The sequence below is a fragment of the Pseudomonas cimarronensis genome (assembly GCF_049331905.1).
Taxonomy (GTDB): Bacteria; Pseudomonadota; Gammaproteobacteria; order Pseudomonadales; family Pseudomonadaceae; genus Aquipseudomonas.
Map to the genome: position 1 here is coordinate 2497972 of NZ_CP186283.1, position 25463 is coordinate 2523434.

Annotated in this window: 27 protein-coding genes; 21 read left to right on the forward strand and 6 right to left on the reverse strand. The window is 59.0% G+C overall.

The annotated features are described in order from the left end of the window. From ACOCLD_RS11735 to ACOCLD_RS11785, 11 genes are all read left to right on the forward strand, one after another. Complete coding sequence (locus tag ACOCLD_RS11735; RefSeq protein ID WP_422909285.1) at positions 1-789, forward strand: GNAT family N-acetyltransferase; 789 nt, start codon at positions 1-3, stop codon at positions 787-789. A 14-nt stretch (positions 790-803) separates the two neighbouring features. Beyond that, the gene (locus tag ACOCLD_RS11740; protein WP_422909286.1) at positions 804-2357 is read left to right on the forward strand and encodes an AMP-binding protein; all 1554 of its coding nucleotides are present in this window, start codon (positions 804-806) and stop codon (positions 2355-2357) included. A 6-nt stretch (positions 2358-2363) separates the two neighbouring features. After that, positions 2364-2771, forward strand: coding sequence for a GtrA family protein (locus ACOCLD_RS11745; RefSeq protein ID WP_422909287.1), 408 nt, complete (start codon positions 2364-2366; stop codon positions 2769-2771). A 7-nt stretch (positions 2772-2778) separates the two neighbouring features. Beyond that, a complete protein-coding gene (locus tag ACOCLD_RS11750) occupies positions 2779-3651 on the forward strand; it encodes a class I SAM-dependent methyltransferase (RefSeq protein ID WP_422909288.1) in 873 nt (290 codons plus the stop codon). 7 nt (positions 3652-3658) lie between these two features. Continuing rightward, the gene (locus ACOCLD_RS11755; RefSeq protein WP_422911797.1) at positions 3659-3730 is read left to right on the forward strand and encodes a sugar phosphate nucleotidyltransferase; all 72 of its coding nucleotides are present in this window, start codon (positions 3659-3661) and stop codon (positions 3728-3730) included. A 375-nt stretch (positions 3731-4105) separates the two neighbouring features. Beyond that, positions 4106-4522 carry a sugar phosphate nucleotidyltransferase gene (locus tag ACOCLD_RS11760; RefSeq protein WP_422909289.1) on the forward strand — a complete coding sequence of 139 codons (417 nt, stop codon included), beginning with the start codon at positions 4106-4108 and terminating at the stop codon, positions 4520-4522. Continuing rightward, positions 4522-5658 (forward strand): dTDP-4-amino-4,6-dideoxygalactose transaminase, encoded by a 1137-nt coding sequence (gene rffA / locus ACOCLD_RS11765; protein ID WP_422909290.1) that lies wholly within the window; start codon positions 4522-4524, stop codon positions 5656-5658. The genes ACOCLD_RS11760 and rffA overlap by 1 nt, the downstream gene beginning before the upstream one ends. Positions 5659-5970: 312 nt before the next feature. Beyond that, positions 5971-6474 carry a glutathione peroxidase gene (locus ACOCLD_RS11770; RefSeq protein ID WP_422909291.1) on the forward strand — a complete coding sequence of 168 codons (504 nt, stop codon included), beginning with the start codon at positions 5971-5973 and terminating at the stop codon, positions 6472-6474. 122 nt (positions 6475-6596) lie between these two features. Continuing rightward, positions 6597-7523, forward strand: coding sequence for an esterase/lipase family protein (locus ACOCLD_RS11775; protein ID WP_392540003.1), 927 nt, complete (start codon positions 6597-6599; stop codon positions 7521-7523). Positions 7524-7570: 47 nt separating this feature from the next. Continuing rightward, entirely contained in the window at positions 7571-8641 is a 1071-nt protein-coding gene (locus ACOCLD_RS11780) for a lipase secretion chaperone (protein ID WP_422909292.1), read from the forward strand. 3 nt (positions 8642-8644) lie between these two features. After that, a complete protein-coding gene (locus ACOCLD_RS11785) occupies positions 8645-10423 on the forward strand; it encodes a hybrid sensor histidine kinase/response regulator (RefSeq protein ID WP_422909293.1) in 1779 nt (592 codons plus the stop codon). On the opposite strand, the gene ACOCLD_RS11790 is transcribed toward ACOCLD_RS11785, so the two are convergent. The 4 genes from ACOCLD_RS11790 to ACOCLD_RS11805 form a co-directional block, all read right to left on the reverse strand. Next, positions 10392-11009 carry a response regulator gene (locus ACOCLD_RS11790; RefSeq protein WP_422909294.1) on the reverse strand — a complete coding sequence of 206 codons (618 nt, stop codon included), beginning with the start codon at positions 11007-11009 and terminating at the stop codon, positions 10392-10394. The genes ACOCLD_RS11785 and ACOCLD_RS11790 overlap by 32 nt on opposite strands. Positions 11010-11152: 143 nt before the next feature. Then, complete coding sequence (locus tag ACOCLD_RS11795; protein WP_422909295.1) at positions 11153-12403, reverse strand: OmpP1/FadL family transporter; 1251 nt, start codon at positions 12401-12403, stop codon at positions 11153-11155. 165 nt (positions 12404-12568) lie between these two features. After that, positions 12569-13048 carry a hypothetical protein gene (locus tag ACOCLD_RS11800; protein ID WP_257778550.1) on the reverse strand — a complete coding sequence of 160 codons (480 nt, stop codon included), beginning with the start codon at positions 13046-13048 and terminating at the stop codon, positions 12569-12571. Positions 13049-13282: 234 nt separating this feature from the next. Then, a complete protein-coding gene (locus ACOCLD_RS11805; RefSeq protein ID WP_422909296.1) occupies positions 13283-14137 on the reverse strand; it encodes a sulfurtransferase in 855 nt (284 codons plus the stop codon). Positions 14138-14291: 154 nt separating this feature from the next. Between ACOCLD_RS11805 and ACOCLD_RS11810 the strand changes: the two genes are divergently transcribed. Then, a complete protein-coding gene (locus ACOCLD_RS11810) occupies positions 14292-14969 on the forward strand; it encodes a spermidine synthase (protein ID WP_422909297.1) in 678 nt (225 codons plus the stop codon). A gap of 45 nt (positions 14970-15014) precedes the next feature. On the opposite strand, the gene ACOCLD_RS11815 is transcribed toward ACOCLD_RS11810, so the two are convergent. Continuing rightward, the gene (locus ACOCLD_RS11815) at positions 15015-15842 is read right to left on the reverse strand and encodes an HDOD domain-containing protein (RefSeq protein WP_257778548.1); all 828 of its coding nucleotides are present in this window, start codon (positions 15840-15842) and stop codon (positions 15015-15017) included. Between the two features lie 165 nt (positions 15843-16007). Beyond that, positions 16008-17069 carry an SMP-30/gluconolactonase/LRE family protein gene (locus ACOCLD_RS11820; protein ID WP_422909298.1) on the reverse strand — a complete coding sequence of 354 codons (1062 nt, stop codon included), beginning with the start codon at positions 17067-17069 and terminating at the stop codon, positions 16008-16010. Positions 17070-17208: 139 nt separating this feature from the next. Between ACOCLD_RS11820 and rnd the strand changes: the two genes are divergently transcribed. The 9 genes from rnd to ACOCLD_RS11865 all read left to right on the forward strand — a co-directional run bounded on the left by rnd (position 17209) and on the right by ACOCLD_RS11865 (position 25455). Next, positions 17209-18342: a ribonuclease D gene (gene rnd, locus ACOCLD_RS11825; protein ID WP_422909299.1), complete on the forward strand. Its 1134-nt coding sequence runs from the start codon at positions 17209-17211 to the stop codon at positions 18340-18342. Beyond that, complete coding sequence (locus ACOCLD_RS11830) at positions 18339-18632, forward strand: YcgL domain-containing protein (RefSeq protein ID WP_233684756.1); 294 nt, start codon at positions 18339-18341, stop codon at positions 18630-18632. The genes rnd and ACOCLD_RS11830 overlap by 4 nt, the downstream gene beginning before the upstream one ends. A gap of 23 nt (positions 18633-18655) precedes the next feature. Continuing rightward, positions 18656-19588: a D-2-hydroxyacid dehydrogenase gene (locus ACOCLD_RS11835; RefSeq protein ID WP_422911798.1), complete on the forward strand. Its 933-nt coding sequence runs from the start codon at positions 18656-18658 to the stop codon at positions 19586-19588. A 92-nt stretch (positions 19589-19680) separates the two neighbouring features. Then, positions 19681-20130, forward strand: a complete 450-nt coding sequence (locus tag ACOCLD_RS11840) for a YcgN family cysteine cluster protein (RefSeq protein WP_233684757.1) — start codon at positions 19681-19683, stop codon at positions 20128-20130. Between the two features lie 64 nt (positions 20131-20194). Continuing rightward, on the forward strand, positions 20195-21421 hold the full coding sequence (locus tag ACOCLD_RS11845) for a hypothetical protein (RefSeq protein ID WP_422909300.1): 1227 nt from the start codon (positions 20195-20197) through the stop codon (positions 21419-21421). A 49-nt stretch (positions 21422-21470) separates the two neighbouring features. Continuing rightward, positions 21471-22358, forward strand: coding sequence for a LysR substrate-binding domain-containing protein (locus ACOCLD_RS11850; protein WP_233684759.1), 888 nt, complete (start codon positions 21471-21473; stop codon positions 22356-22358). A 97-nt stretch (positions 22359-22455) separates the two neighbouring features. Continuing rightward, the gene (gene aguA / locus ACOCLD_RS11855; protein ID WP_422909301.1) at positions 22456-23568 is read left to right on the forward strand and encodes an agmatine deiminase; all 1113 of its coding nucleotides are present in this window, start codon (positions 22456-22458) and stop codon (positions 23566-23568) included. 9 nt (positions 23569-23577) lie between these two features. Continuing rightward, positions 23578-24669 (forward strand): extracellular solute-binding protein, encoded by a 1092-nt coding sequence (locus ACOCLD_RS11860; RefSeq protein ID WP_422909302.1) that lies wholly within the window; start codon positions 23578-23580, stop codon positions 24667-24669. Between the two features lie 246 nt (positions 24670-24915). Further along, the gene (locus ACOCLD_RS11865; protein ID WP_422909303.1) at positions 24916-25455 is read left to right on the forward strand and encodes an RNA polymerase sigma factor; all 540 of its coding nucleotides are present in this window, start codon (positions 24916-24918) and stop codon (positions 25453-25455) included. Positions 25456-25463: the final 8 nt, after the last annotated feature.

Genomic DNA, 25463 nt, shown 5'->3' on the forward strand with positions numbered 1-25463 from the left:
ATGGTAAGGCTTTCTCCTGCGCAGTACGCTGCGGCCTACAAGCGATATCTTGAGCACGACGCTTACTTCCCTCTGATCGGAGCCGTGCTGAACGGCACGCAGGATGGCGTGATATATGCGGACTGCGAAGAGAGCCTGAACCAAGTTTATGTGGAGCACGCATTCGGATTTGCACAGTTTTTTGGCAGGACGATGCCTGTGTTTGAGCAAGCTTTGCAGCGATACCTGATAGTCGATAAGGCATTCTCTTGTGCAAAAGTAAGACTCTACACGCCCCACTGCCCTGATTTCCTAAAGGTCAGCGAATGTGAGGAAATGCTTTCTTGGCGGCAGCACTTCCAACTCGATATTGTTTCTCGTACAGAAGTTTACAGTCTTGAAACTGATCAGTCAGTGAAGGGACTGACCTTGATTTTGGCTGATGCAAGTCATGTTGATTTGATTGAGCGCACCTTCGGCGTGGTGGGGCGGTTCTGGCGCACACAAGAAGATTTCGCGAGTCAGTCGAACGCTGTATTGGCCTTGGTCGAGGGCAAGGCGGCCGCTCTGTGCTACGCCGCAGCGGTGAGCGGTGGGAGAGCAGAGATCGATGTGTTAACGCTGCCGGCTTACCGGCACTTAGGGTTGGCCAAGGCAGTCGTGCGTATGTTTAACCGGCGCTGCCTTGAGCAGAATTTGTTGCCGCTATGGGACTGTTTTACCAACAATATTGCCTCCATGGCCTTGTGCCAGTCGTCCGGTTTCGCACCTCTGGGTGACGCTTATACTTTCTTCACCATCAACCGATAGGCTTACTAGTTTCTATGCCTGCAATATTGCACCACTACAACCTAGCCCACCTGCTTGACGAAGTACTGGTCGAGCATTCTGCACGGCCAGCGCTACGCTATGCCGAGGATGAACATACCTTTCACGAACTGGGTGGGTGGGTCGACTCGCTTGCCGCACTATTACTCTCCCGAGGTTTGGCGCGAGGTGATGTCATCGCCATCGGACATGACAAGCACCCGTTATCTTACGCGCTCATGCTAGCTGCGATCCGCCTAGGAGTGGCTTACGTCAATATCGACATGGCCTCACCGATTGCCCGCACCAGACGCATTCTTGAAGTAAGCGCCCCCATGTTACTGTTCTACGATGACTCGACCTATCAAGCTGAGATGGCCGAATTAGCAGTATCACAGGGTTGTGAGTTGCTGCTACTTGATTCCTCGACGCTACCTAATATCAGCGAGGCCGATCTTGAGCGCCAACGGCAGTGCTCACGCTTGGTGGACGGCGCAACAATCGCCTACATCATGTTCACATCAGGCTCCACCGGTATTCCTAAAGGCGTGGCTGTGACGCACCAGAACGTGTTGCACTTAATCGCCTGGGGGCATAAGCGCTTCGGCATCACAGAGCAGGACAATTTTGCGAATTTAAGTCCGATGTACTTCGACAACTCGGTGTTCGATTTCTATGTGGGACTTTTCAGTGGGGCCTCCCTCAGCCCGATCCACCGCAGTTTGCTTGCGAAACCTTACGAGTTGGTCTCTTACGTGAGCTCAAGAGCCTGCACCATCTGGTTCTCGGTGCCTTCAGCCCTCATATATCTCATGGCCATGAAGGCTCTTGCTCCAGGCGCTCTTGTAGATCTGCGGGTCATCATCTTTGGCGGCGAGGGCTACCCTAAGGTGGAGTTGAAGAAGCTCTATGACCGTTTCTTTGGTCAGGCCATGCTAGTCAACGTATACGGCCCCACCGAATGCACCTGTATATGCAGTGCTCACACGCTGAGCACAGACGATTTCCAGAATCTCGATGGTCTGCCCACACTAGGTAAACTCAATCCCAACTTCGACTACCGTATCTTGGACGATGCAAGCCACGATGCCGTAGAGGGCGAGCTTTGCCTGATTGGCCCCAACGTGGCCGCGGGCTACTTCAATGACCTGGAGCGCACCGCAGCAGTTTTTGAAGTGATCACGGATACCAATCGCTTTATGAAACGCATGTATCGCACCGGTGATTTGGTCAAAGAAGTGGATGGTTGGCTTCACTTTGTCGGCCGGAAGGACAACCAGATCAAACACATGGGCTATCGCATTGAGCTCGAGGAAATCGAGAATGCCTTAGTGAAGTTGCCCCAGGTGGATCAGGCTGCAGTAGTCTACCTGCGCACGCAAACCGCATACGGCAAGCTGGTGGCATACGTTGCCTGTTCTGTCGAGGTGGATGATGGCGTCCTGCTGCAGACACTCGGTCAGAGCGTGCCGGACTACATGGTGCCCTCAAAGCTTATTATCATGTCCAAGCTACCCCATAACGCCAACGGCAAAGTCGACCGGCAGCAGTTACGTGCCCTCTGCAGCTAGCAGTCTATGACTAAGGTCACGTTTATCGCTACGTTGGAACAGATAATCCGCTACGGCGTGGTGGGTCTAGCCAACAATTTACTCGGTTACTTGATCTACCTGCTAATCACATGGGCTTGGCTTGACCCTAAGATTGCAGTGACGCTCATGTATCCCATCGGCGCGCTGACTGCTTACTTTGGGCATGCCAAATTCTCATTTACTTATAGAGGAAGCACTTCCCGTGGGATCGTTCGCTACGTCATCGCTCATCTAATTGGCTACGGTGTCAACGTCGGTATGTTATTCCTCTTCTCTGACATGCTGCGCTATCCTCATCAATTAGTTCAGGCAGTGGCCATTGTCGTGGTAGCCGGTGTCCTTTATCTGTTGTTCCGTTATTTCGTATTTCCCCGTTCCCCAGAGCTGATCTGAGCACTTTATGATTTTATGCCCCTCCTGCGGTTTCAATAATGTCAATACCGAAAGTGGTTGTTCTTGCTGCGGTTTTTTGCCTGAAATAGTTGACGGTTTCCGTGCTTGGGCACCCGAACTTGCGAGATATAACGATGGATTCCCGGAGGATAGCTTTGAGGGTTTGGCGCGCGCAGAAGCATGTAGTTTCTGGTTTCGCGCCCGCAACGCAATTGTTATCTGGGCACTACGCAAATACTTCTCTGCATTCCAATCACTATTTGAAGTGGGGTGTGGTACTGGGTTTGTTCTCTCTGGAATCGCAGAGGCATTTCCCGATGTGCGTACAGTAGGCAGCGAGATATATACAACCGGCCTTAAATTCGCCGCCAAGCGTTTACCTAGTACTGAACTTTCTCAGATGGATGCGCGAAAACTACCTTTTGAAAACGAGTTTGACGTGCTTGCAGCATTTGATGTCATTGAGCACATTCGTGAAGATGAACTGGTTCTGCAGAATTTTTATCGTGCCATAAAACCTGGCGGTGGTTGCCTGATTACCGTACCTCAACACATGTGGCTTTGGAGTCCGGTGGATGAAGCTGCTTGCCACCAGCGGCGCTACAGTGCTAAGGAGCTTCACTCCAAGATGGAGGCTGCTGGGTTCCGTATTGTGCGAAGTACGTCCTTCGTCGTTCTGCTACTGCCCTTGATGGTGGTTTCACGTCTTGCAGCTCGCCGCTCAGGGCGAATGGGCGAGGGGGGGGGGGGGTTAGCACTCAATCCTGTGCTCGACCGAACACTGGAGGTCATCATGCGTATTGAACAACAGCTAATCAAATGGGGTATTGATTTTCCGATTGGTGGCTCAAGATTGGTTGTAGCCCAAAAGGATCTGTAAATAAGTCATGAAAGCAATCATTCTTGCCGGTGGCTCGGGCTCACGTCTTTACCCTCTCACGCAGGTGGCAAATAAATAGTTACAGTTTTTGATAAGCCTATGATCTATTATCCTCCAACTGTGCTTATGGCTTCAGAAGTAAGTCACTTTTTCCTTATTTCGACACCTGACGACTTGCCTCGCAACCGGCGATTGTCAGAGAGGGAGTGGGGGATTTAATATCGTGAGTAACCTAAACCTGAAGGTATTGCTCAGGCGCTTTTGGTCGTTGTTGACTTTGTCGGTTTAAATAGTGTGGTGCTGATGCCTGGCGACAATATCTTATCCGGTGGCGATGACTTTTCGTGAGCACTCTTCAATTTTGGTAGCGGCGAAACTACTTTTGCTTATCACGTTAAAGATCCAAAACGCTACGGTGTGGTGGAGTTTGATAGTAAGGGTGTAGCGATACCTATTGAATAAAACCTTGCTACCCAAAGAGCAACTATGTGGTTTCTGGTTTATATATGATAATGATATGCTGGATATTGCAAAAAATATTGAGCCATCTGATCGTGGTGAGTTGGAGATAACAGACGTTAATCTTGAGTATCTGAGGCGCGGCAAGCTGCAGGTTCGACGTTTGAGCAGTGGGTTTGCTTGGTTGGATGCCGGTACGAGTACTGCTCTGTATGATGCATCGGCTTATATTGAGGCTATTGAGCGTCGGCAGGGCGTCAAGATTGGCTGTCTGGAAGAGGCTGCGCTGGTTAGAGGTTTCTTTAGTATTGAACATTTTGAAGTCTTGATCCGGGATATGCCAGCATGTGAGTACAGCGACTATCTGCGCAGTGTCCCTGACGAATGGTACAGGTTGAAAGGTGAAAAATAATGGTAGAAAAAATTCTATTCAATCAGCCATTTATGACTGGAAAAGAACTTGGCTATATTGCTGAGGCCAAGTTTGGCAACATGCTGGCGGGCGACGGTCTTTTCACAAAGCGTTGCCATAAATGGCTGGAGCATGAAAGTGGCTGTGATAAGGCTTTGTTGACGCACTCATGTACTGCAGCGCTTGAGATGGCAGCGTTGCTTCTGAACATAGAGCCAGGTGATGAAGTCATAATGCCTTCGTACACATTTGTCTCCACTGCTAATGCTTTTGTGTTGCGGGGTGGGGTGCCCGTATTTGTAGATATCCGGGAAGACACATTGAACTTGGATGAGCGCCTGATTGAGGCGGCTATCACCCCCCGTACCCGAGCTATCGTACCTGTTCACTATGCAGGTGTGGCTTGTGAAATGGACACGATCATGGCTATTGCCGCGCGGCATGGCCTGAAGGTCGTGGAGGATGCCGCGCAGGGGGTCATGGCCTCTTACAAGGGGCGTGCGTTGGGAAGTATTGGCGATTTGGGGGCTTATAGTTTTCACGAAACGAAAAACGTCATTTCGGGTGAAGGGGGGGCCTTGCTGGTGAATGCTCCCTGTCTTGCATTGCGCGCAGAAATTATCCGCGAGAAAGGTACTGATCGTAGTCGCTTCTTCCGAGGCGAGGTGGATAAATACACTTGGCAGGAGGTCGGCTCTTCCTTCTTACCAGGTGAATTGATTGCAGCTTTTCTCTGGGCACAACTTGAAGAGGCAGGGCGTATTACTGAGCAGCGTTTGGCTATTTGGAAGCGCTATCACGAATTACTGGAACCCGCTGAGCAGAATGGACTGTTACGCCGCCCCATAGTGCCGGTTGATTGTCAGCATAACGCTCATATGTACTATATTTTGTTGCCCCCTGAAATTGACCGGCAAAGAGTGCTTGCTGAACTTAAGAAGAACGATATTTATTCGGTATTCCATTATGTGCCACTTCATTCCTCTCCGGGCGGTAAGCGCTATGGTCGATCACAGGGGGAGCTGGGGGTAACCATTAGGCAGTCGGAGCGGCTGGTACGTTTACCAATGTGGGTTGGGTTGTCGAGCGAACAGCAAGATCGTATTGTTCAAGTGTTGAGTAATATTATTAGTTGAGCTTTCCAAGTAACAAACCCCATAACCTTGTTTGGAGTTGTATATGCAAGGGCGTCACGCTCTAGGTTGTGGTGTTACCTGAATTAATGGGCCAGTTTTACAGGCTAGATAAGTCTGCTTCCGCGGGGCGAGGTTGTTTAGGGCCCTGATCTGATTGCAGAGGTAATTTCATGCTATTTTGTCTATAAGTTATTAGCACTAAGTCTAAAAAGCTACCTCCTAGCGGCGCGATTAGCATGGGTGTACTCAATTATTGAAGTATCTGCAATGCAATATTACTTTTTTATAAGTGCTTTTCTTCTTGCATTCTCCATGTCAACGCTGGCAGGGCAATGTTCTCCTCTTCTACAGGGCGATCTGCAGAAATTGCGCAGCCAGGAGCGCATCGACCTGTGTGCGCAGTTCGCCGGTAAGCCGCTGGTGGTGGTCAATACCGCCAGTTTTTGCGGTTTCACTCCGCAGTTCAAAGGCCTCGAGGCGCTGTATCAGCGGTACAAGGGGCAGGGCCTGCAGATTCTCGGGGTGCCTTCCGACGATTTTCGTCAGGAGGCTGATGACAGTGCCGAGACGGCCAAGGTCTGCTACGTCAACTACGGTGTGACCTTTGCCATGAGCGAAACCCAGCGCGTAACTGGCAGCGATGCCGTACCGCTGTTCAAGGAACTGGCCGCGCAAAGCCAGGCACCACGCTGGAACTTCTCCAAATATGTAGTTGATGCCCAGGGCCGGGTGATCGCCAGCTTCCCCAGCAGCACCACCCCGGATGATCCGGCTCTGCTGGCAGCTGTCGAGCAGGCGATTGCTTCGCAGCGCTGAACGCCGGGTGATCAAGGCCTCACCCATCTGGGCGATGGTTGACCGTTAAACACCTCCTTAGAGTTGTGAGTACGCCGGACGCAGTTTCCCGGCGTGCCAACAAGAAAAATAAGGAGGCACCCATGCGTCGCGTTATTGCTACTGCCCTAGCTGCTGTTGCCCTGGTGGGCGCGGTTGAAGCTCAAGCCAACTACACCAAGACCAAATACCCGATCGTGCTGGTGCACGGGGTGACCGGTTTCGACACCATTGGTGGGCTGATCAACTACTTCCATACCATTCCCTGGAACCTTGAGCGCGACGGTGCCAAGGTCTATGTCGCCAGTGTGTCGGCACTCAACGACAGCGAGCAGCGCGGTGCCTCCCTGGCGCAGCAGATCGTGCCGTGGGCCAGTGCCAATGGTGGCAAGGTCAACCTGATCGGCCATAGCCAGGGTTCACCGACTTCGCGCGTTGCGGCCTCGCTGCGTCCTGATCTGGTGGCCTCGGTAACCTCGGTCAACGGCGTTAACAAAGGCTCGAAAGTCGCCGATGTGCTGCGCGGCGCGATTCCGGCCAACAGCGCCATCGAAGGTGGGGCCAATGGCCTGGCCAACGCAATTGGTTCGTTGATCAACCTGCTGTCGGGTAACAACAACCCACAAAATGGCCTGGCCGCGCTGAAAACCCTCACCACTGCCGGCACCACTGCATTGAATGGTCGTCATCCGTGGGGCGTGAACAGCAGCAGCTACTGCGCTAAATCCACTGAAGTGCACAACGTGCGCGGGCACAACATCCGTTACTTCTCCTGGACCGGCAACACCTCTTACACCAACGTCTTCGACGCGGTCGATCCATTCCTGGCGATCACCGGCCTGGCGTTTGGCAGCGAGAAGAACGACGGTCTGGTCGGTGTCTGCTCCACCTACCTAGGGCAGGTGATTGGTGATGGCTACAACATGAACCACGTGGATGCGATCAACCACCTGTTCGGCGTACGAGGCTGGACCGATCCGGTTTCGCTGTATCGCCAGCATGCCAACCGCCTGAAAAACAAAGGCGTCTGACCGTCGTTCGGTGGGCTGCGCAATGCAGCCCGCGCTCTGGAGCTTTTATGGCCCTGTCGTTGCGCACCACTGTTCCTCTTCTGGTACTGGCCGGCAGCGTTGCCGGCCTTACGCTTTACTGGCAGTGGCCAGACGCTGCGTTATCCGCCACGCCTGCTGCTTCTGCTGCTGTTAAAGCCCCTCTGTCCGTCGCCCCCAGCCCTCTCTTGGTAACCACCAAACCAGACGTATCAACCGTTAAAGCACCGGCAAGCTTGCCGGGTCTGCAGGATACCGAGGTGGATGGTGATCTGCGTGCCGATAGCGCCGGCAATCTGCAGCTGAACTTGGCCTTGCGCGATTATCTGGATTACTTCCTCAGCGCCGCCGATCAGGCGGGGCTGGAAACCGTGGTCGAAGCCATGCTGGCGGATGCCCGTGGGCGTTTGCCGGAGCCGGCGCTGGGGCAGTTTATCGGCCTGCTGGGCGACTACATGGATTACAAACGTGCCAGTCTGGAACTGTTACAACGGCCGTTGAGTGCTGCGCAGCAGAGCACCTCGGCAGACCAGTTGCAGGCCTTGCAGCGCGCCTTCGAGCAACTGGCGCAACTGCGCCGGGCGCATTTTTCCAGTGCGGCGGCCGAAGCCCTGTTCGGTGCCGAAGAAGCTTATGGGCGTTACACCCTGGATAACCTGGCCCTGATGGCGCGTGATGATTTGACCGAACAGGCCAAGGCGCTGGCACAAGAGCGTTTGCGCGCCCAGTTGCCCGAGGCCATGCGTGCCAGTGAGGAGCGTCAGGTGCAGGCTCAGGCGTTGCAGGCACAAACCGAGAAGCTCTGGCAGGAAGGTGCCAGCGAAGAGCAGGTGCGTCAGCTGCTTGCCTTGACCTATGATCCCCCGACGGTCGAGCGTCTGCTCGACGAGCAGCGCAACGAACGCGCCTGGCAACAACGTTATGCCGCTTACCAGCAGGAGCTGGCGGGTCTGCAGGGCAATGGCCTGAGTGCTGAGGATCAGCAGCGTGAGCAGCAGCGTCTGCGCCAGCGTTTGTTCAGCGCCGAAGATCAGCATCGGGTGGAAACCTATGACGCCATTGTCGCCAAACAGCAGGACAACCCTTCGCCTGAGCTGTAAGCCATGAACCTGGAACGCCAGGAAGCCCTGCTACTGGCCCAGCAGCGCCGTGGCTATCGCAGTCTGCGCTTTACCGAGGCGCTGGAAGAGCAGTTTGTCGAGCACCGGGTGCAGCGTATTCGCCGCCGTCTACTGCTGATCATCAGTACTGCGATTGTCTTTCAGCTGGTTTACACCGTACTGGATCTATTGCTGCTGCCCCTGGAAACCAGTCTGGCGACCTTGCCACTGCGCGTACTGGGTATGTTCGGTGCGCTGCTGGCATTTCTCTATTGCCGGCGCCCGAGCAGCCCAGCGCGCCCCAGCTTGCTGGCCTATGTGGCGGCCTACGGGCTGAACGGCAGCTGTGTGGCGGCGATTATCCACGTGTGCTGGGCCCAGGGCGTGCCGATGCCCTATGACGGACTGTTTCTGGTGCTGCTGTTTGGCTATGTATTGCTCGGCGTGTCGTTCCGTGCGGTCAGTCTGGCGTCGTGGAGTATCTGCGGCCTGTTTCTGTTGTTTGGTCTGTTCAGTTCAGGCGGCAGCGTGATGTTGAGTTATCAGGGGCTGTTTTTGTTGTGTGCCAACCTGATCGGCAGTGTCGGAGCCTACTTGCAAGAGCACGGCCAGCGTGGCGCCTGGCTCAATCTACGGCTGCTCGATCTGGCGCGGCAGCGTGCGGAAGCGGACGACGCACGCAAACTGCGCCTGCTCGCGGCCGCCAGCCATGATCTGCGCCAGCCACTGAATGCCATGGGCCTGTATGCCCAGCACCTGCTGGAGCAGAACCAGGATCCCGGTGTGCACCGCATCAGCAGTCGTTTGGCGGTTGCCGTTGAGCAACTCAGCCGACTGCTGCAATCGCTGTTCGACTACACCCGGTTGACCCTGCCCGGCGGCGTGCAGGCCAAGCAGGAAGTGTTTACCTTGCGTCCGCTGCTTGCTCGCCTGAGTGGTGAAACCCGCGCCGAAGCCGATGCCAAGGGCATTGAGTTGCAGCTGCACAGTGCCGACATCTGGGTGCGCAGTGATCCGCTGTTGCTCGAGCGTGTGCTGCGTAACCTGCTCAGCAATGCGCTACGTCACGCCCAGGCAAGGCATGTGTGGTTGCAGGCGCGGGCGGAAGAGGGCGTGGTCTACCTGGAAGTGGGGGATGATGGCCAGGGCTTGAGCGATGAAGAGCAGGAATTGGTGTTCGAAGAGTTCCGCCAACTGGACAACCCCGGACGCAATGCCGAACGCGGTCTTGGCCTGGGCCTGGCCATCGTGCGACAGCTGGCGCAATTGCTCGGCCATCCCCTGCAACTGCACTCAAGCCCAGGGGCGGGGGCGCGGTTTGTGCTGCAACTGCCGGTGGCCGAAGCCGGACTCTGGCAGGCACCTGCGCCTGCGGTCAGCGCCATGCAGGGCCGGGTGCTGTTGCTGGAGGATGATGCCGCCGGGCGTGAGGCCCTGGCCGGGCTGTTGCAACGTTGGGGCTGTGAGGTCTGGGCCTGCGCCGATCCAGCCGAGGCTTTGCAGTGTTTGTCCGAGGCGCAGCCACAGGTGCTGATCAGTGACTATCGGCTGGCTGCCACCGAGGACGGTTTACGCGTTATCGAGCGTTTGCGCGAAGAGGCCGGGCGCATGCTGCCGGCCTTGCTAATTACTGCGGATGTCAGCGCTGACCTGCAGGAGCGCTGCACCCGTGCCCATGTCACCTTGCTCGGCAAGCCACTGCTGCCGGCGCGCCTGCGTCAGACCCTGGCGGTGTTATTGCCCGCAGTGGTTAAAGCCAGCCCCGCTGTCGCGCCGCACTGACGCAGGCCGTGCGGGTGTGCACGGCGAACTCCTGAAACAGTGATTTCAGGTGGGTTTTCACCGTGTCCTCAGAGACGCCCAACTGACGGCTGATCGACTTGTTCGGCAAGCCTTCGGCCAGCAACTGGAGAATTTCCATCTGCCGTGGCGTGAGTTGCGGTTTGTCCCCGTATTGCGGTGCCGGCAGGGTTTCTCCCAGCAGGACACGGGTGACGGCCTGGCGCAGTTCATCACTGTTGGCACTTTTCGGGATAAACCCCAGCGCCCCGGCAGAGAGTGCGGCCTGTGCGTCCAGGTTGGAATCGCTGGCGCTAAGGATTGCCACCGGGGTCATGCGGCCTTGCTGTTGCCAGCGTTGCAGCAATTCCAGGCCCGGCACGTCAGGCAGACGCAGGTCGAGCAGAATCAGGTCGAAAGTGGCGTGTTGCAGGCAGGCTTCGGCGGCAGCAGCGGATTCGGCGGTGCGAATCTGCAGGTCAGCGCAGAGCGGGGCGAGGGCCAGGCTGAGGCCATCGAGAAAGATCCGGTGGTCATCCACCAGTAGCAGGCTGAGCTGTTCGGGCAAGGCAGTGCAGAGTGCAGTCATCAGGGCTGTCTCAGGCGGCTTATGGCCTGCCATCCTTGGCGGCCACCCGCAGGCGGTCGCTATGCGACGTTTAGAACTGTTCCGGCCAGTTCTTTTTTATTCTTGTATACGCCGCGCGAGTTTAACCCAAACCGCTGGTTGAATTAGAAGCGGTATGTCACTTGTGCGCCCAGGCCGTGGGCGGTGTTTTTGTAGGTGGCGCGGTAGTCGTCCCGCTCGATGTGCGCGTCGTCTTCCATCAGGTAGGAATAGGCCAGGTCGATGGTCATATCATCATTCGGGCTCCAGGCTGTGCCCAGGCTGACGATCTTGCGGTCGCCGGTGGGGATACGCGGTGAGCGGTCGGTGTTATTGGTCGGCGACTGGTCCACGGCCAGGCCGGCGCGCAGAGTCCACTGCGGGTTCAGCTTGTAGGCAGCGCCCACAGCGTGAGCCCAGGTGTCGTGCCAATTCTGCGGTTCGCTGATGCTGCTGAGGTTACCTGCCAGCAAGCCACCCACGCCTTTGTTGTCGGCGCGGATTTCTCCCAGACGGCTCCAGCGCGTCCAGGTGCTGCCTGCATAGAGGGTCCAGTCGGCATTCAGCTCGTGGGTAACGGAGAAATCCACTGATTCCGGGGTGGTCAGCTCCAGTGACGCATCGTAGGTGCCGGCGGAAGAGCTAATAACGAAGCCTGGGCCGGACACTGTGGTGTCACCCTTTAGGCGGTAGTCAACCTTGGAATGGTAGGTCAGGCCGAAGCGCGTCTGCGGGGTGATTTCAAACAGCACGCCGAGGTTGTAGCCCAGTGCGGTGTCATTGCCCTTGATCTTCACCTTGCCGTCCGCGGCCGTGGGAATAGGGTTGTCGATGGCTGAGGTCAGCTCGCCGTCGATGCGGTTGATGGTCGGGCCGAAGCCGATCGACAGCTGCTCGTTGACGCGATAGCTCAGGGTCGGTTGCAGGGTGATCACCCGCACTTCGCTGCGGTCACCGTGGTAGCGGCCCTGGAAGCTGCGCTCATAGTCGGTCACCAGGCCAAACGGCACGTACAGGCCCAGGCCGAAGCTCCAGTTGTCGTCCAGCGGTTTGACGTAATAGCCCATGGGCGCGCCGATAAACGGCACCATGTCACCCTCATTGCTGCCGCTGGCAGAACCGCTGGCGTGGTCGATGTCGGTCTTTGCGTGGATCAGGGCAATGCCACCGCTGACCTGTTCGCGTTTCAGGCGAGAGATGCCGGCGGGATTACCGAATACGGTGCTGGCGTCATCGGCCGAAGACGAGCGCCCGGCAAAGGCGGTGCCCATGCTGCTGACGCTTTGTTCGTTGATGGCAAAACCACTGGCAAAGCCATGGCTGGCGGCAGAAGCAAGGGCAAGGGACAGGCAGGTCTTGACGACTCTTTTAGTCACGGAGGACTCCTAGGTTTTAGCGGGGGGCGGAAACTAACAACTTTTCCTGACCCCTGCCAAGCCCGTGAAGTTCCCGAGATAGAGCGGTTTTATGCCTTTATCGTGACGCTATTTTCTGCTAGTTGCTTTGATCTTGTCGGACAATGCAGGCCATTGTCGAAGGATTCAGGCCACCTGGCTGAGCTTGCCGATGCAGCGTTGCCAGGCGGCGATAAAGTCCTTGGTGCGGCCGTGCGGTTTGAACACTCTGCGCCAGACTTGCGCCATACCCAGCAGGTCATCGGCGGCCGGCAGTTCGCGGTGTTCGGCTTCGATCAGCATCCAGGCAATCGCCGTGGCGTAGCGCAGATTGACGGTCAGTTCCAGGTGCGGCGCGGCAAGGAAGGCATGTTGACTGGCGAGACCGCGTACCTGGCTGGCGAGGTCCGGGTCCAGCGCCAGGTGCTGATCCCAGAGCTGTTGGTGGCGCAGTGCAGCGATGCGGTAGAGGCCGTGCCCGTGTTTGTCATCGAGGGCTGAGCCGAGCGCGGATTGGCTGGCGGCGGCTCCGAGCAACAAGGCTTCGGCGGCGGTGGAGTGGCGGCCCAGGTAGAGCAGGGTAGGGCGGATGACGTACTGGCTTAACTCGCAGGCGGCAATTCCCATATAGCCCTCGGCGACAGGTGACCGATGGGGCCGGGGCGCTGGCAGCTTCGACTTATTCTGATAAAGGCCCCACCGGGAGCGGGGTTAGCCGCTCATGTTGAAGTGTAGTGCGACCTTTCTACTGTAAAGGGCTGTTTTTAAATTGTTTTCGGCTTTCGGTTATTGCCTATATTCCAGTTGGTGCTTAACCAGCCTTTGGCGATGCGGTGCTGCGGCCGCATCGCTTGGAACCTGTCAGTCGCCAGTGGCCACTGGCCGAGTCGGGTCGGTGATCCATTCGCTCCAGGAGCCGGCATACAACGGAGCCAGGGGATAGCCAGCCAGGCATAGGGCGAACAGGTTATGGCAAGCCGTTACACCGGAGCCGCAGTAGGCCACCAGCTCACTGACCGGGCGCTCGCCAAGTTGCGCGGCAAAGCGCTGGCGCAGTTGCTCCGGGCTGAGGAAGTGACCGTCGCTGTCGAGGTTGTCGGTAAACGCCGCACATTGTGCGCCGGGAATATGCCCGGCAACCGGATCGATTGGCTCTACCTCGCCTCTGAAACGCGGCAGGCCGCGGGCATCCAGCAGGGTCAGTTGGCTATCACCGAGGCGCTGTTGCAGCTGCGCGGCGTTGATCAGCAGGCTGGCATCGGTGCTACCACTGAAGGTGCCGGGTGTGGGCGTGGGCAGGTCCTGGGTCAACGCGCCGCCTGCTTCGCGCCAGGCCTTGAGTCCGCCATCGAGCAGGTACACGCCTTCGCGTTTGCCCAACCAGGCCAGCAGCCACCAGGCGCGGGCTGCAAAGGCACCGGGGCCGTCGTCGTACAGCACCACTTCACTCTGATTACTCAGCCCCCACTCGCGCAGGCGCTGTAGCAGTTGCGAGGGTTCTGGCAGGGGATGACGGCCGGTGATGCCTTTGTGGATCGGCCCGGACAGGTCGCGCTCCAGATCGGCAAACTGCGCGCCGGGGATGTGGCCTTCGGCATAGCTGCGTTGGCCGTAAGTCAGATCCTCCAGGGCAAAGCGGCAATCAAGAATCAGCAGGTCGGGCTCATCATGGCGCTGTTGCAGTTGAGCAGCCGTGATCAATTGGGCGAGGCGCATGCCAGTTATCCTATGAGCAAAGGGGCAGCCAGCATCATAAACCCTGCTATTGAGCTGTCGCTGAAGATTTCTGCCCGCTGGGCGCTGCATCTTTGCCGGTTTATGGGCATGCTGCATCCCCATTTTTTTGTCCTGACCCAGGTTACCGCGACCCATGAAGCGTTTTGTCCTGCTCGATACCGCCCCGATTCCTGATGGCTCAGGTGCCTTATGCCTGTTCGAGTACGGCGAGGATTTCGTGATCAAGATTGCCGGCGGCGATGGTGGTCAGTTGATGAACACGCGCATGCACGGCTCCGAAGATGCGCTGGCGGCGATTCCCTGCAAGAAGGTCGCCGGGCGGCCGGATTCGAGGGTGCTGATCGGCGGTCTGGGCATGGGCTTTACCCTGGCCGCAGCTTTGCAGAACCTGGACAAGACCGCTGAAGTGGAAGTGGCCGAGCTGGTGCCTGGGGTGGTGGAGTGGAACCGCGGCCCGCTGGGGGCCAAGGCCGGTTACCCGATTCTCGATCCGCGTACCCGGGTGATTCAGGACGATGTCGCCAACTGCCTGAAGAATGCCGAGCAGCGTTATGACGCGATCATGCTGGATGTCGACAACGGCCCCGAAGGGCTGACCCAGAAGCGCAATAGCTGGCTGTATTCGGCCCAGGGTCTGCAGCGCTGTTACCAGGCATTGCGCCCCAAAGGCGTGTTGGCAGTGTGGTCAGCAAGTGCCGACCGGGTGTTCAGCGACAAGGTGCGCAAGGCCGGTTTCAAGGTCGAGGAAGTACAGGTCTACGCCCATGGCAACAAGGGCACCCGGCACACCATCTGGATTGCCAGCAAGTAGCATTAGCCACCACTGAGCGCTGCCAGGCGCTCAGTGGTGTTGGGATCAGCCAAGCAGCTCGGCAAAGCCTTTGTCGGCATCCAGAATCGCCGGCAGTTCATCCAGCAGGCTGGCCACATCCAGCCCTTCGAACAGCGGGCCTTGCAGCGTGTCCACTGCCTTGGACATGGCGCCTGGATGTTCACGCAGCGCCTCGGCAATCGACACTGCTTGCGCCAGTACGCGTGGCAAGGGCATGTCCACTGGCGCCTGGAACGGCCGACTCTGGTAGGCGATGGCATGCTGGATCAGCTCCGGCAGTTGCCAGCGCCGCGCCAGTTCCGCACCCACTTCAGGGAAGCCAAAGCCCAGTTGCAGGGTTTCCAGTGCCACACGCTGGGCGGCCCCGACATCCTTGCCATTCTGGTTGAGGCGTTCGGCCAGCTCAGGTACGCCGGTCTGAATCAGCAGTTCGCCGATGTTGTGCATCATCCCGCAGGTAAATGCAGTTTCCACGGCAACGCCGCGGTTCTTCGCCAGCAGCCGACTGATGCTGGCGACCTGAAAGCTGTGTGTCCAGAACCCCTTGAGGTCAAAGCCTGGCGGCGCCTGAAACGCACCGGTCACAGCGGAGGCCAGCACCAGCGTACGCAGGGTGTTGAAACCCAGGCGCATGGCGGCATCTTCAACGCTGGTGGACTCGCGGGCGCCGCGAAAGCGCGCCGAGTTGGCCAGGCGCAGCACTTTGGCGGCTATCACCGGATCCAGGGCGATATTGCGCGCCACACTGTCCAGGCTGGTGTGGGGATTATCGAACTGTTGAATCAGATCCTGGGCGACACGGGGTATACAGGGCAAGCTGTGAACTTGTGAAAACAGGGCGCTTATATCCATGACCGGAGCCTGCTAGAAGGGTGGGAATAATCACGATAGCAGCGATTTGCAGAGCGCAATGTGCCGTACGCATTTCTCCTGATCTGGATCAGGAAAACACCTGCAGGAGGGGCTGGGGAGGGGGTAGAAAGGCCCGCCACAGTTGATGGGCGGGCCTGAGGTGTATCAGCGGATTTTCAGTTTGCCGATGCGGTCGTTGTCCAGGCTGCCGAAGTACAGGTAGTCACCCACCGGCTTGACCGAGGTGATCATGCGCAGATGGGTGCCGCTGGTGTCGTGCAGGCTCTGGGTGATTTCGCCTTGCTCATTGAGGGCGATGGCAAAACCGTAAGGCACGGCCTTGGGCCAGAGGGCGCGTGGCAGTTTGGCCAGCTGCGATTTCGCCCAGGGCGAGCGGTGCAGCATATCGGCGTCGGCCTTGCGCGGGGTTGGCAGGGCGACCCAGAAGGTGCCGTTGCGGTCACCCTGCAGGTTGTCCGGCAGGCCCGGCAGATTGTCGATAAAAATGTCGTGTGTGCCGGCCTTGTCGCCGCTCAGCCAGTAACGGGTGATGCGGTAGCGGTAGGTTTCGTTGACCAGCACGAAGTCCTCATTGGCCGACAGCGCTACGCCGTTGGCGAAGTACAGGTCCTTGAGCAGCACCCTGGTTTCACCGTTGGCCGGGTTGTAGCTGAGCAGGCGGCCCCACGGACGGGCTTCGAGCAGGTCGAGCAGGTAATCCGGTTGCTCGAAACGCTGGCTGGCATCGCTGAAGTAGATGGTGCCGTCGCGGGCAATGTCGAGATCGTCTGTGAACTTGAACGGCACGCCTTCGGCTTCAGTGGCCAGTACCTTGATCTGGCCCTGAGGGTTGATGCTCAGCAAGCCCTTGTAGGCGTCGGCGACGATCAGGTTTCCGGCGGCGTCAAAGTCCATACCCAGTGGGCGGCCCTGGGTGTCGACGAAAGTCTCCACGCTACCATCGGCCTTGATGCGCACGATCTTGCCGTCATGCAGGCCACTGTAAACCTGGCCCTGAGCATCCACTGCGGTGTCTTCCGGGCCATGCACCTGGCCACGGCCGAGCAGTTCGGCCTTCATCAAGGTGTCGTTGGGTTCCAGAATACCGGTCATTGGCGGGATTTTGGGCGCGTCCCAGGCCAGCGGGTCAATCGGGCTGGGGGTGACGGCGAGGTAGATTGCCGCGGCGGCAATCAGGGCCGCCAGCAGGCCAAGCAGTTTCTTCATTGTTGTTATTCCCTGTTGAAGGTGGTTCTCAATGCAAGCGGGCGCAGAATAGCGCGTCTGCCGGCTGTCGCGCATTGTGAATGCCCGGCTATTGGGCCGGGCGATATATACTGCGCGGCATTCTTCAGGGGAGAGCCGCGTGGCGATTGATATTCAGTGGATTGGCGATGACGCCAGCCTGGCACAGCATTGTGCAACCTGGCGCACGCTGGCGTTTGTGGCACTCGATACGGAATTTATGCGGGTCGACACTTTTTACCCGATTGCCGGCCTGTTGCAGGTCAGCGAGGGCGAGCGGGCGTACCTGATCGATCCGCTGCTGATCAGCGACTGGACGCCCTTTGCCGAGCTGCTGCGAGATCCTGCCGTGGTCAAGGTACTACACGCCTGCAGCGAAGACCTGGAAGTGTTTCTGCGTTTGACTGGCAGCCTGCCAGTGCCGCTGTTCGACACCCAACTGGCGGCTGGCTACCTCAATCTGGGTTTCTCCATGGGCTATTCGCGTCTGGTGCAGGCGGTGCTGAATATCGAACTGCCCAAGGGCGAGACCCGCTCCGACTGGCTGCAACGGCCGTTGTCGGCCACTCAGGTCAGCTATGCCGCGGAAGATGTGCTGCACCTGGCTGAGGTCTATGCACAACTCAAGGCGCAGCTGCCGGCTGATAAATACGCCTGGGTGCTGGAAGACGGCGCCGAGTTGGTCAGCAACCTGGGTCGCGAAGTCGATCCCGAGCTGGCCTACCGCGAAGCCAAGCTGGCCTGGAAACTCTCGCGCCAGCAATTGGCGGTACTGAAAGCGCTGTGCAGCTGGCGTGAAGAGCAGGCGCGTAAACGCAACCAGCCGCGCAATCGGATTATTCGCGAGCATTCGCTGTGGCCACTGGCACGCACCCAGCCGGATAACCTGGTGGCCCTGGCGCGAATCGAGGACATGCACCCGAAAACCGTGCGTCAGGACGGCGAGTTCATCCTGCAGTTGATCAAGCAGGCGGCCAACATTGCGCCGGCGGACTGGCCCGAGGCCTTGCCCGAACCCTTGCCGCTGGAAGCCTCGGCGCTGCTGAAGAAGCTGCGCGCTATCGGCCAGCGCGAGGGGGAACGCCTGGGTATCGCCCCGGAGCTGATGCTGCGCAAGAAAACCCTCGAAGCCCTGTTGAAAACCGGCTACCCCAATGGCCCCTACCAGCTGCCGGATTCCCTGCGCGGTTGGCGACGTGAATTGATGGGCCAGGCACTGCTTGATTGCCTGGCTGCAACCGGAGACACCGCGTGAAACGTATCTGCTCAATCTACAAAAGCCCGCGCAAGAACGAGATGTACCTCTATGTGCTGAAAAGCGACGGCCTCAAACGTGTACCTGAAGCGCTGTTGAGCGCCTTCGGTACTCCGGCTCTGGCCTTCGAACTGATCCTCACCCCCGAGCGCCAACTGGCCCGCGAGGACATCCACAAGGTGCTGGCCAACCTCGACGAGCAGGGTTACCACCTGCAAATGCCGCCACCGGAAGATGAATACATCGAGCACCTGCCCGATGAACTGCTGCGCCGTAACGATCCGGTGTGATGAACCCGCCAGCTGACACCCCGCTGCGCGTACTGATCGCGGAGGGCGAGCATCGCCGTTATGCCGCGCTGCTGCGTGAGCAGGCGCCTGAGTTGGAGGTCTTCGCCAGCGACCAATTGGGCGATTTGCAGCATCAGGCATCAACCTGCCCGGTGTGGCTGGGGCAGCCTGACCTGTTGGCTGCCTTGCTGCGCCAAGGTGTTCGGCCGCACTGGTTGCAATCGACCTGGGCAGGCATCACACCCTTGTTGGCCGCTGATTTGCCAAGCGATTACTGCCTGAGCCGCGCCGTGGGCATCTTCGGTCAGGTGATGGCCGAGTACCTGCTGGGTCATCTGCTGGCTCATCAACGTCAGTTGTTTGCCCGCCTGGCGGCGCAGGTCGAGCAGCGCTGGGACAACCGCGCACCGCAAAGCCTGGCCGGGCGCACGGTGCTGATTGTCGGTACGGGTGATATCGGTTTGAGCGTGGCGCGGTTTCTCGCGCCGTTCGGCATGCAGTTGCTGGGCATTGCCAGCAGCCCGCGCCATCTGCCGCCGTTCCGTCAGGTGGCTGGGCTCGACGAGCTGCCAAGCCTGGCGGCGGAGGCCGATTACCTGATCAACCTGCTGCCCGATACGCCAGCCACCCGTGATATTTACGATGCCGAACTGTTTGCTGCCTGTAAGCCCAGCGCGCTATTTATCAACGCCGGGCGTGGTGTGGCGGTAGTCGATCAGGCACTGGTCAGCGCCTTGCAGCAGGGGCAACTGGCCGGCGCAGTGATCGATGTCTGCCGCGTAGAGCCGCTGCCTGCTGGCCATCCATTCTGGGATGCACCGCGTTTGTTGCTGACCGGGCACAGTGCTGCGCCGACAGACCCGCGCCTGCTGGTGCAGCTGTTTGTGGATAACCTGCAACGCTGGCGTGCCGATGAGGCCTTGGTGGGGCAGGTGGATTTCACTCGGGGTTATTGAGTCAGGCGGCAGCCATTCGGCTTGCCGCCCTTGGCCGCGTCAGGCCGAGCGGCTAGACTGCCGGCCTTTTCGCCCCTCACCGTACCCTCGCCATGGCCGCTAAAGTCGAACCCTTCTGGAAACGCAAAACCCTCGAACAGCTGGATCAGGACGAGTGGGAGTCGCTGTGCGATGGCTGCGGCCTGTGCTGCCTGCAAAAGCTTGAAGACGAGGACGATGGCAGCGTCTATTACACGCGCATCGCCTGCAAACTGCTGGATCTGCAAACCTGCCGCTGCACGGACTACAGTAACCGGCGCAAGTTTGTGCCCGACTGTATTCAGCTCACCCCGGCCCAGGCTGACCAGTTTCAGTGGCTGCCGCCGACCTGTGCTTATCGCCTGGTCAGCGAAGGCAAGGACCTGCTGCTGTGGCACCACCTGGTCTGCGGCGACCCGGAGCAGGTGCACAAACAGCGGATTTCCCAGGCTGGGCGCATGCTTAGTGAAAACAGCGTGGCCGAGGATGAGTGGGAGGATCATATGATCTTCCGCGCCGGCTGAACCTCGCCTGCAAATGCCAGCCTAAACTCGCCTGAACCATTCAATTGCACTGTGGAGCTTTGCCATGTTGCTGCGCCGTCTGTTGCTGTCCGTTGTCCTGCTGAGCCTGAGTACCCCGCTGTGGGCGAAGAAGGTTGATCTGGATTACCGCGTGCGTTTTCTGCCGGAGACCGAGCAGGCCGAAGTCAGCCTGACCCTGGAAGACGGCGCACGGGTCATCAGCCTGGCCTTCAATCTGGGCGAACAGGGCGTTTACAGCGACTTCAAGGCCGATGGCCAATGGACCCAGGACAGCCCGGCACTGGGTGTCTGGCAGCCCGGCAAAGGCAAGGCAAAGCTGACTTACCTGGTGCGCATCAACCATGAACGTGCCCCCGGGCGTTTTGATGCGCGGATCACCAAGGATTGGGCGCTGCTGCGTGGCGACGATCTGGTGCCGGCGGTCAAACTGCGCCAGGAAGATCACACCGTGCTGGTTTCGCGTCTGCAGTTCGACCTGCCCAAGGGCTGGAAGAGTGTCGAAACCGGCTGGCCGCGTGTCGGCAAGAACAAGTTCCGTATCGACAACCCACAGCGCAAATTCGACCGCCCAACAGGCTGGATCGTGGCCGGTAAAGTCGGCACGCGCCGGGCCAAGCTGGGCGAAACCGATGTGGCCATCGCCGCGCCAGTGGGCGAAGGCATGCGTCGTATGGATGTAATGACCCTGCTGACCTTCGTCTGGCCACATGCCCAGGACGTGTTCCCGCGCGACCCGGCCAAGCTGCTGATCGTCGGTGCCGGCGACCCGATGTGGCGTGGCGGTCTGTCGGCGGCCAACTCCTACTACATGCACAGTGACCGTCCGCTGGTCAGTGAGAACGGCACCAGTTCCCTGGTGCACGAACTGGTGCATGTATTCAGCCGAATCCGCGCCCGTGACCGCAGTGACTGGATCACCGAGGGCTTGGCCGAGTACTACGCCATCGAGCTGATGCGCCGTGCCGGTGGCCTCAGCGAGGAGCGTTACCAGAAGATTCGTGAACAGCTGATCCGCTGGAGCAAGCCGGTGCAGAGCCTGCGCACTGACAACTCCAGTGGCCCGGTTACTGCCCGCGCGGTATTGCTGTTGCAGGAACTGGATCGGGAAATCCGTCAGGCCACCAAAGGCACCACCCAGCCACGCTCGCTGGATGACGTGACCCGCGGCCTGATGCGCCTGGACAAGGCCAGCACCAAGGACTTTATCGAGATCAGCGAAAACGTCATGGGTGGTGCCTCCGAGGTGCTGGACAACAAGCTGTTGCGCTAGTCACCCGCCTGAGTAAGCATGCGGCGCAGTTGCCAGCGAGGAGCGCCGCATGCGCCGTCTACCGTCTCTCACCGCCTTGCGTACCTTCGAGTGTGCTGCCCGGCATGCCCACTTTGGCAGGGCCGCAGCCGAGTTGTGTGTCACCGACAGTGCGGTCAGCCATCAGATTCGCCAGCTCGAAGAGCAGCTTGGTACGCCGCTGTTCCAGCGTGACGGCCGCCAGGTGCGCCCCACACCGCAGGCTCAGCGGCTGTTGCGCAGTGTGCAGCAGGCCTTCGAGCTGATACTCGATGCCTGTGATGAACTGCGTGACCCCGGTTCCCAGGCGCAGTTGCGCATCGCAGTAACCGCTGAATTGGCGCAGAAGTGGCTGATCGGTCGCCTGGCCGATTTCAGCGAACGCTATCCGCAGATCACCCTGCACCTTTATGAGCAGCCGCTGGAGGCGACTCAGCCCGGTGAAGAAATCGACCTGGCGATCACCTACGGCACCGGCCCGGCCGATGGCAGTGCCTTCTTCGTGCGGCCTTTGCCGACTCTGCTGTTCTTCCCGGTGTGCAGCCCCGGCCTGTTCAACCAGCTGCCGCTCAAGCACCCGCGCGATCTGGCCCGCCACTGCCTGCTGCATGACGATCAGGACGGCAAGACCTGGACGGCCTGGCTGACCACCCACGCCGGCGATATCCAGCCGCAGCGGCACCTGTATCTGGGCCATGCCGGCTTGACCATGGAAGCGGCTGCACGTGGCCAGGGTGTGGCGATTGGCGACAACCTGACCAGCGCCGAGGACCTGGCCAGCGGCCGCCTGGTGCGTCCGTTCGCCGCCAGTGTGGCGTCGCTCGGGCAATACGCATTGGTCTGCGAACGGTTGCGTCTGGATAAACCGGCGGTGGCGCAGTTCGTTGAATGGTTCACTGATCAGTTAGTTGATATCTGAATTGAATTCATCTATTCCGCGATAATGGTCATTGGTCGCGGACGCTCTGCCGCAGGTACTGTCGAGCTATTCCTCAGCCACCGACGAGTACCTAGCAATGGCCCGTTCCCTGACTTCCCTCCCTAAAGCCGATGGCTTCCGTCTGCCCGGCGAATTCGAACTCAAGACCCGCTGCTGGCTCGGCTGGCCGGAGCGCACCGACGTATGGCGCAACGGCGCCAAACCGGCGCAGAAAGTCTGGGTCGATATCGTTAGCGCCATCGCCAGCAGCGAGCCGGTCACCGTGTGCGCTTCGGCCAGTCAGTACGCCAATGCTCGTCGTCAGTTGCCGGCGCATGTACGGGTGGTGGAGATGACCTGCAACGACACCTGGTTCCGCGACAGCGGCCCGGCCTTTCTGGTCAATGACGACAGCGGTGAAGTGCGCGGCGTGGACTTCGAGTTCAACGCCTACGGCGGTCTAGATGGTGGCTTGTACTACCCCTGGGACAAGGACGACCAGATCGCCCAGAAGATTCTGGAAATCGAAGGTTTTGATCGCTACCGCGCGCCCTTTATCGCCGAGATGGGCGGTATTCAGACTGACGGCCAGCGCACCCTGCTGACCACCGAGCAGTGCCTGCTCAACCGCAACCGCAACGCGCACCTGGGTAAGGACGAAGTGACCCGCCGCCTGCAGGACTACCTCGGTGCCGAGCAGGTGATCTGGCTGCCGCGTGGCTGCAAGTTCGATGAAACCGATGGCCATATCGATGACTTGGCCTGCTTTGTCCGCCCCGGTGTGGTGGTGATGCAGTGGACGGACGATCGCAACGATCCGCAGTGGGAAATCTACCAGGAGGCCTACGATATCCTGCGCAGCACCCGCGATGCCCAGGGTCGCGCGCTGCAGATCCACAAGCTGCCGCAACCGCGTGTACTGGAATGGACGGCTGAAGAGGCTGAAGGCCTGGATCAGGATGATTCGACCCACACCCGCCAGGCCGGCACGCAGATTTGCGCCTCCTACATCAACTACTACGCCGGCAACTCGGCCATCGTCGTGCCGCTGTTCAACGATCCCTGCGACCGCGTGGCCCAGGCCACTCTGGCCGAGTTGTTCCCCCAGCACCGGATTATCGGTATCGAGAATTCGCGGGAAATCCTCCTCGGTGGCGGCAACGTCGCCTGTATCACCATGCCGCAATACGCCGCGCCCAAGCGCGCCTAGGAGGCTTCGATGAAACTGCATGCCAGTCTGTTGGCGTTAGGCCTGGCCGCGAGCGTTCAGGCGCTGGCGGCCGAGGCGCCGAAGCAGGTCAATCTGTTTATCTGGGGTGAGTACCTGGCACCGGACACCTTGAACAGCTTCGAGCAGAAGACCGGGATCAAGGTGGTGGTCGACCACTTCGACTCGCTGGAAACCGTGGAAACCAAGCTGCTCACCGGGCGCAGCGGTTATGACCTGGTGCTCACGGCCGGTCAGCATCTGCAGCGAGCGATTCAGAGTGGCGCGCTGCAGCCGCTGGATAAGGCCGCAGTGCCGCATTTCAGCGGGCTTGATCCGGAGTTCACCGGGCACATGGCGACTTTCGATCCGGGTAACCGCTATGCCGGGTTGTATGTGTGGGGCACCACCGGCTTTGGCTACCAGCAGCAGGCCATTGCCAAGCGCATGGCCGATGCACCCACCGACAGCTGGGCCATGCTGATGGACCCAGCCGTCGTGGCCAAGTTTGCCGACTGCGGGGTGAGCTTCCTCAATGACCCCAATGAGGTGTTTGCCGCCGCGTTTCGCTATCTGGGCCTGGATATCAACCAACAGAGCCTGGATGACCTGAAACTGGCCGAGGCGCATCTGGCCAAGGTGCGGCCATCGATTCGCTACTTTGACAACGACCGCAATATCACCGACCTGGCCAACGGTGATACCTGTCTGGCAATGTCGTGGAACGGCAATGTATCGATTGCTGCCGGCCAGGCTGAGCAGGCAGGCAAGCCCTACAGCCTGCACTACAGCATCCCGCGTGAAGGTACGCTGATCTGGTTTGATGCGATGGTAATCCCCAAAGATGCGCCGCATCCTGAGGCCGGCCTGGCGTTGATGGACCACCTGATGACCCCCGAGGTGATCGGCGCCATCACCAACACCATCTACTACGCCAACGCCGTGCCGGCGGCCAATGCCGCGGTTGATCCGGCCATCCTCGCTGACCCTGGCACCTACCCACCCGCCGATGTACGTGCGCAGCTGTACACCAAGAACGACAACGCCAAGGCCTTCAATCGTGCCTTGACCCGCGCCTTTAGCCGGCTTAAATCCGGGCTCTGAAGGCTCGTATTGTGCGCCGTGCCAACGCCATCCAGTGCTATGTCGCTGGGTGGCGTTGCTGTTTCAGCGCGGGAGTTTGTTCAGTCGTGGCGTTGCCAGCTTGACCCTGACCTGTCGATCAATATCTAATGATAAGTATTCTCATTTGATGCTTTTCGATCCACGCACTTTGTTGCGTGGTCAGATTGATGCGGTGCAGGGGTGTGGCGGTGTTAGCGAACAATACGGCGTACGGGCGCCATGGCCATGGATAAACAACTGCATGGCCCGATTTCCCTGGTCTATCGCACCCTGCATAGCGAGCTGCTGAAGTTTCTCGGCAAGCGCCTGGACAGCTCCGCCGATGCGGCCGATCTGGCTCAGGATGTCTTTACCCAGTGGCTTGGCCGGGATGGCCGGGGTGATGTGCAACAGCCCCGCGCGTTTCTCTTTCAGATTGCACGCAACCTGCTGCGTGATCACTGGCGCCGCCAACAGTCCCGCCCTCAGCTCTGCGCGGATGGCGATGCACAGCATGGGTTGGACGCCATGGTTGATGAGCAGGGCGCCGGCCCTCTGGAAAAAGCCGAACAGCAGCAGCGTTTGCATCTGCTGGCCAGTGCCCTGGATGATCTGCCGCCGCGCCGGCGCGAGGCCTTCGTGCTGCATAAATTCGATGGTCTGTCCCAGGTTGAGGTGGCCGAGCGCATGGGAATTTCTCTGAGCATGGTGGAAAAGCACATTGCCAGTGCCTTGCTGCACTGCAAGCGACGTGTGCAAGGCCAAACCGTGGTGGAGCCGCTATGAGCCCAGGC

Bases quoted from the DNA above. Each gene is read 5' to 3' on its own strand.
- ACOCLD_RS11735 (WP_422909285.1), top strand. From the start codon at position 1: ATGGTAAGGCTTTCTCCTGCGCAGTACGCTGCGGCCTACAAGCGATAT.
- ACOCLD_RS11740 (WP_422909286.1), top strand. From the start codon at position 804: ATGCCTGCAATATTGCACCACTACAACCTAGCCCACCTGCTTGACGAA.
- ACOCLD_RS11745 (WP_422909287.1), top strand. From the start codon at position 2,364: ATGACTAAGGTCACGTTTATCGCTACGTTGGAACAGATAATCCGCTAC.
- ACOCLD_RS11750 (WP_422909288.1), top strand. From the start codon at position 2,779: ATGATTTTATGCCCCTCCTGCGGTTTCAATAATGTCAATACCGAAAGT.
- rffA (WP_422909290.1), top strand. From the start codon at position 4,522: ATGGTAGAAAAAATTCTATTCAATCAGCCATTTATGACTGGAAAAGAA.
- ACOCLD_RS11770 (WP_422909291.1), top strand. From the start codon at position 5,971: ATGTCAACGCTGGCAGGGCAATGTTCTCCTCTTCTACAGGGCGATCTG.
- ACOCLD_RS11775 (WP_392540003.1), top strand. From the start codon at position 6,597: ATGCGTCGCGTTATTGCTACTGCCCTAGCTGCTGTTGCCCTGGTGGGC.
- ACOCLD_RS11780 (WP_422909292.1), top strand. From the start codon at position 7,571: ATGGCCCTGTCGTTGCGCACCACTGTTCCTCTTCTGGTACTGGCCGGC.
- ACOCLD_RS11785 (WP_422909293.1), top strand. From the start codon at position 8,645: ATGAACCTGGAACGCCAGGAAGCCCTGCTACTGGCCCAGCAGCGCCGT.
- ACOCLD_RS11790 (WP_422909294.1), bottom strand. From the start codon at position 11,009: ATGACTGCACTCTGCACTGCCTTGCCCGAACAGCTCAGCCTGCTACTG.
- ACOCLD_RS11800 (WP_257778550.1), bottom strand. From the start codon at position 13,048: ATGGGAATTGCCGCCTGCGAGTTAAGCCAGTACGTCATCCGCCCTACC.
- ACOCLD_RS11805 (WP_422909296.1), bottom strand. From the start codon at position 14,137: ATGCGCCTCGCCCAATTGATCACGGCTGCTCAACTGCAACAGCGCCAT.
- ACOCLD_RS11810 (WP_422909297.1), top strand. From the start codon at position 14,292: ATGAAGCGTTTTGTCCTGCTCGATACCGCCCCGATTCCTGATGGCTCA.
- ACOCLD_RS11815 (WP_257778548.1), bottom strand. From the start codon at position 15,842: ATGGATATAAGCGCCCTGTTTTCACAAGTTCACAGCTTGCCCTGTATA.
- ACOCLD_RS11820 (WP_422909298.1), bottom strand. From the start codon at position 17,069: ATGAAGAAACTGCTTGGCCTGCTGGCGGCCCTGATTGCCGCCGCGGCA.
- ACOCLD_RS11840 (WP_233684757.1), top strand. From the start codon at position 19,681: ATGGCCGCTAAAGTCGAACCCTTCTGGAAACGCAAAACCCTCGAACAG.
- ACOCLD_RS11845 (WP_422909300.1), top strand. From the start codon at position 20,195: ATGTTGCTGCGCCGTCTGTTGCTGTCCGTTGTCCTGCTGAGCCTGAGT.
- ACOCLD_RS11850 (WP_233684759.1), top strand. From the start codon at position 21,471: ATGCGCCGTCTACCGTCTCTCACCGCCTTGCGTACCTTCGAGTGTGCT.
- aguA (WP_422909301.1), top strand. From the start codon at position 22,456: ATGGCCCGTTCCCTGACTTCCCTCCCTAAAGCCGATGGCTTCCGTCTG.
- ACOCLD_RS11860 (WP_422909302.1), top strand. From the start codon at position 23,578: ATGAAACTGCATGCCAGTCTGTTGGCGTTAGGCCTGGCCGCGAGCGTT.
- ACOCLD_RS11865 (WP_422909303.1), top strand. From the start codon at position 24,916: ATGGATAAACAACTGCATGGCCCGATTTCCCTGGTCTATCGCACCCTG.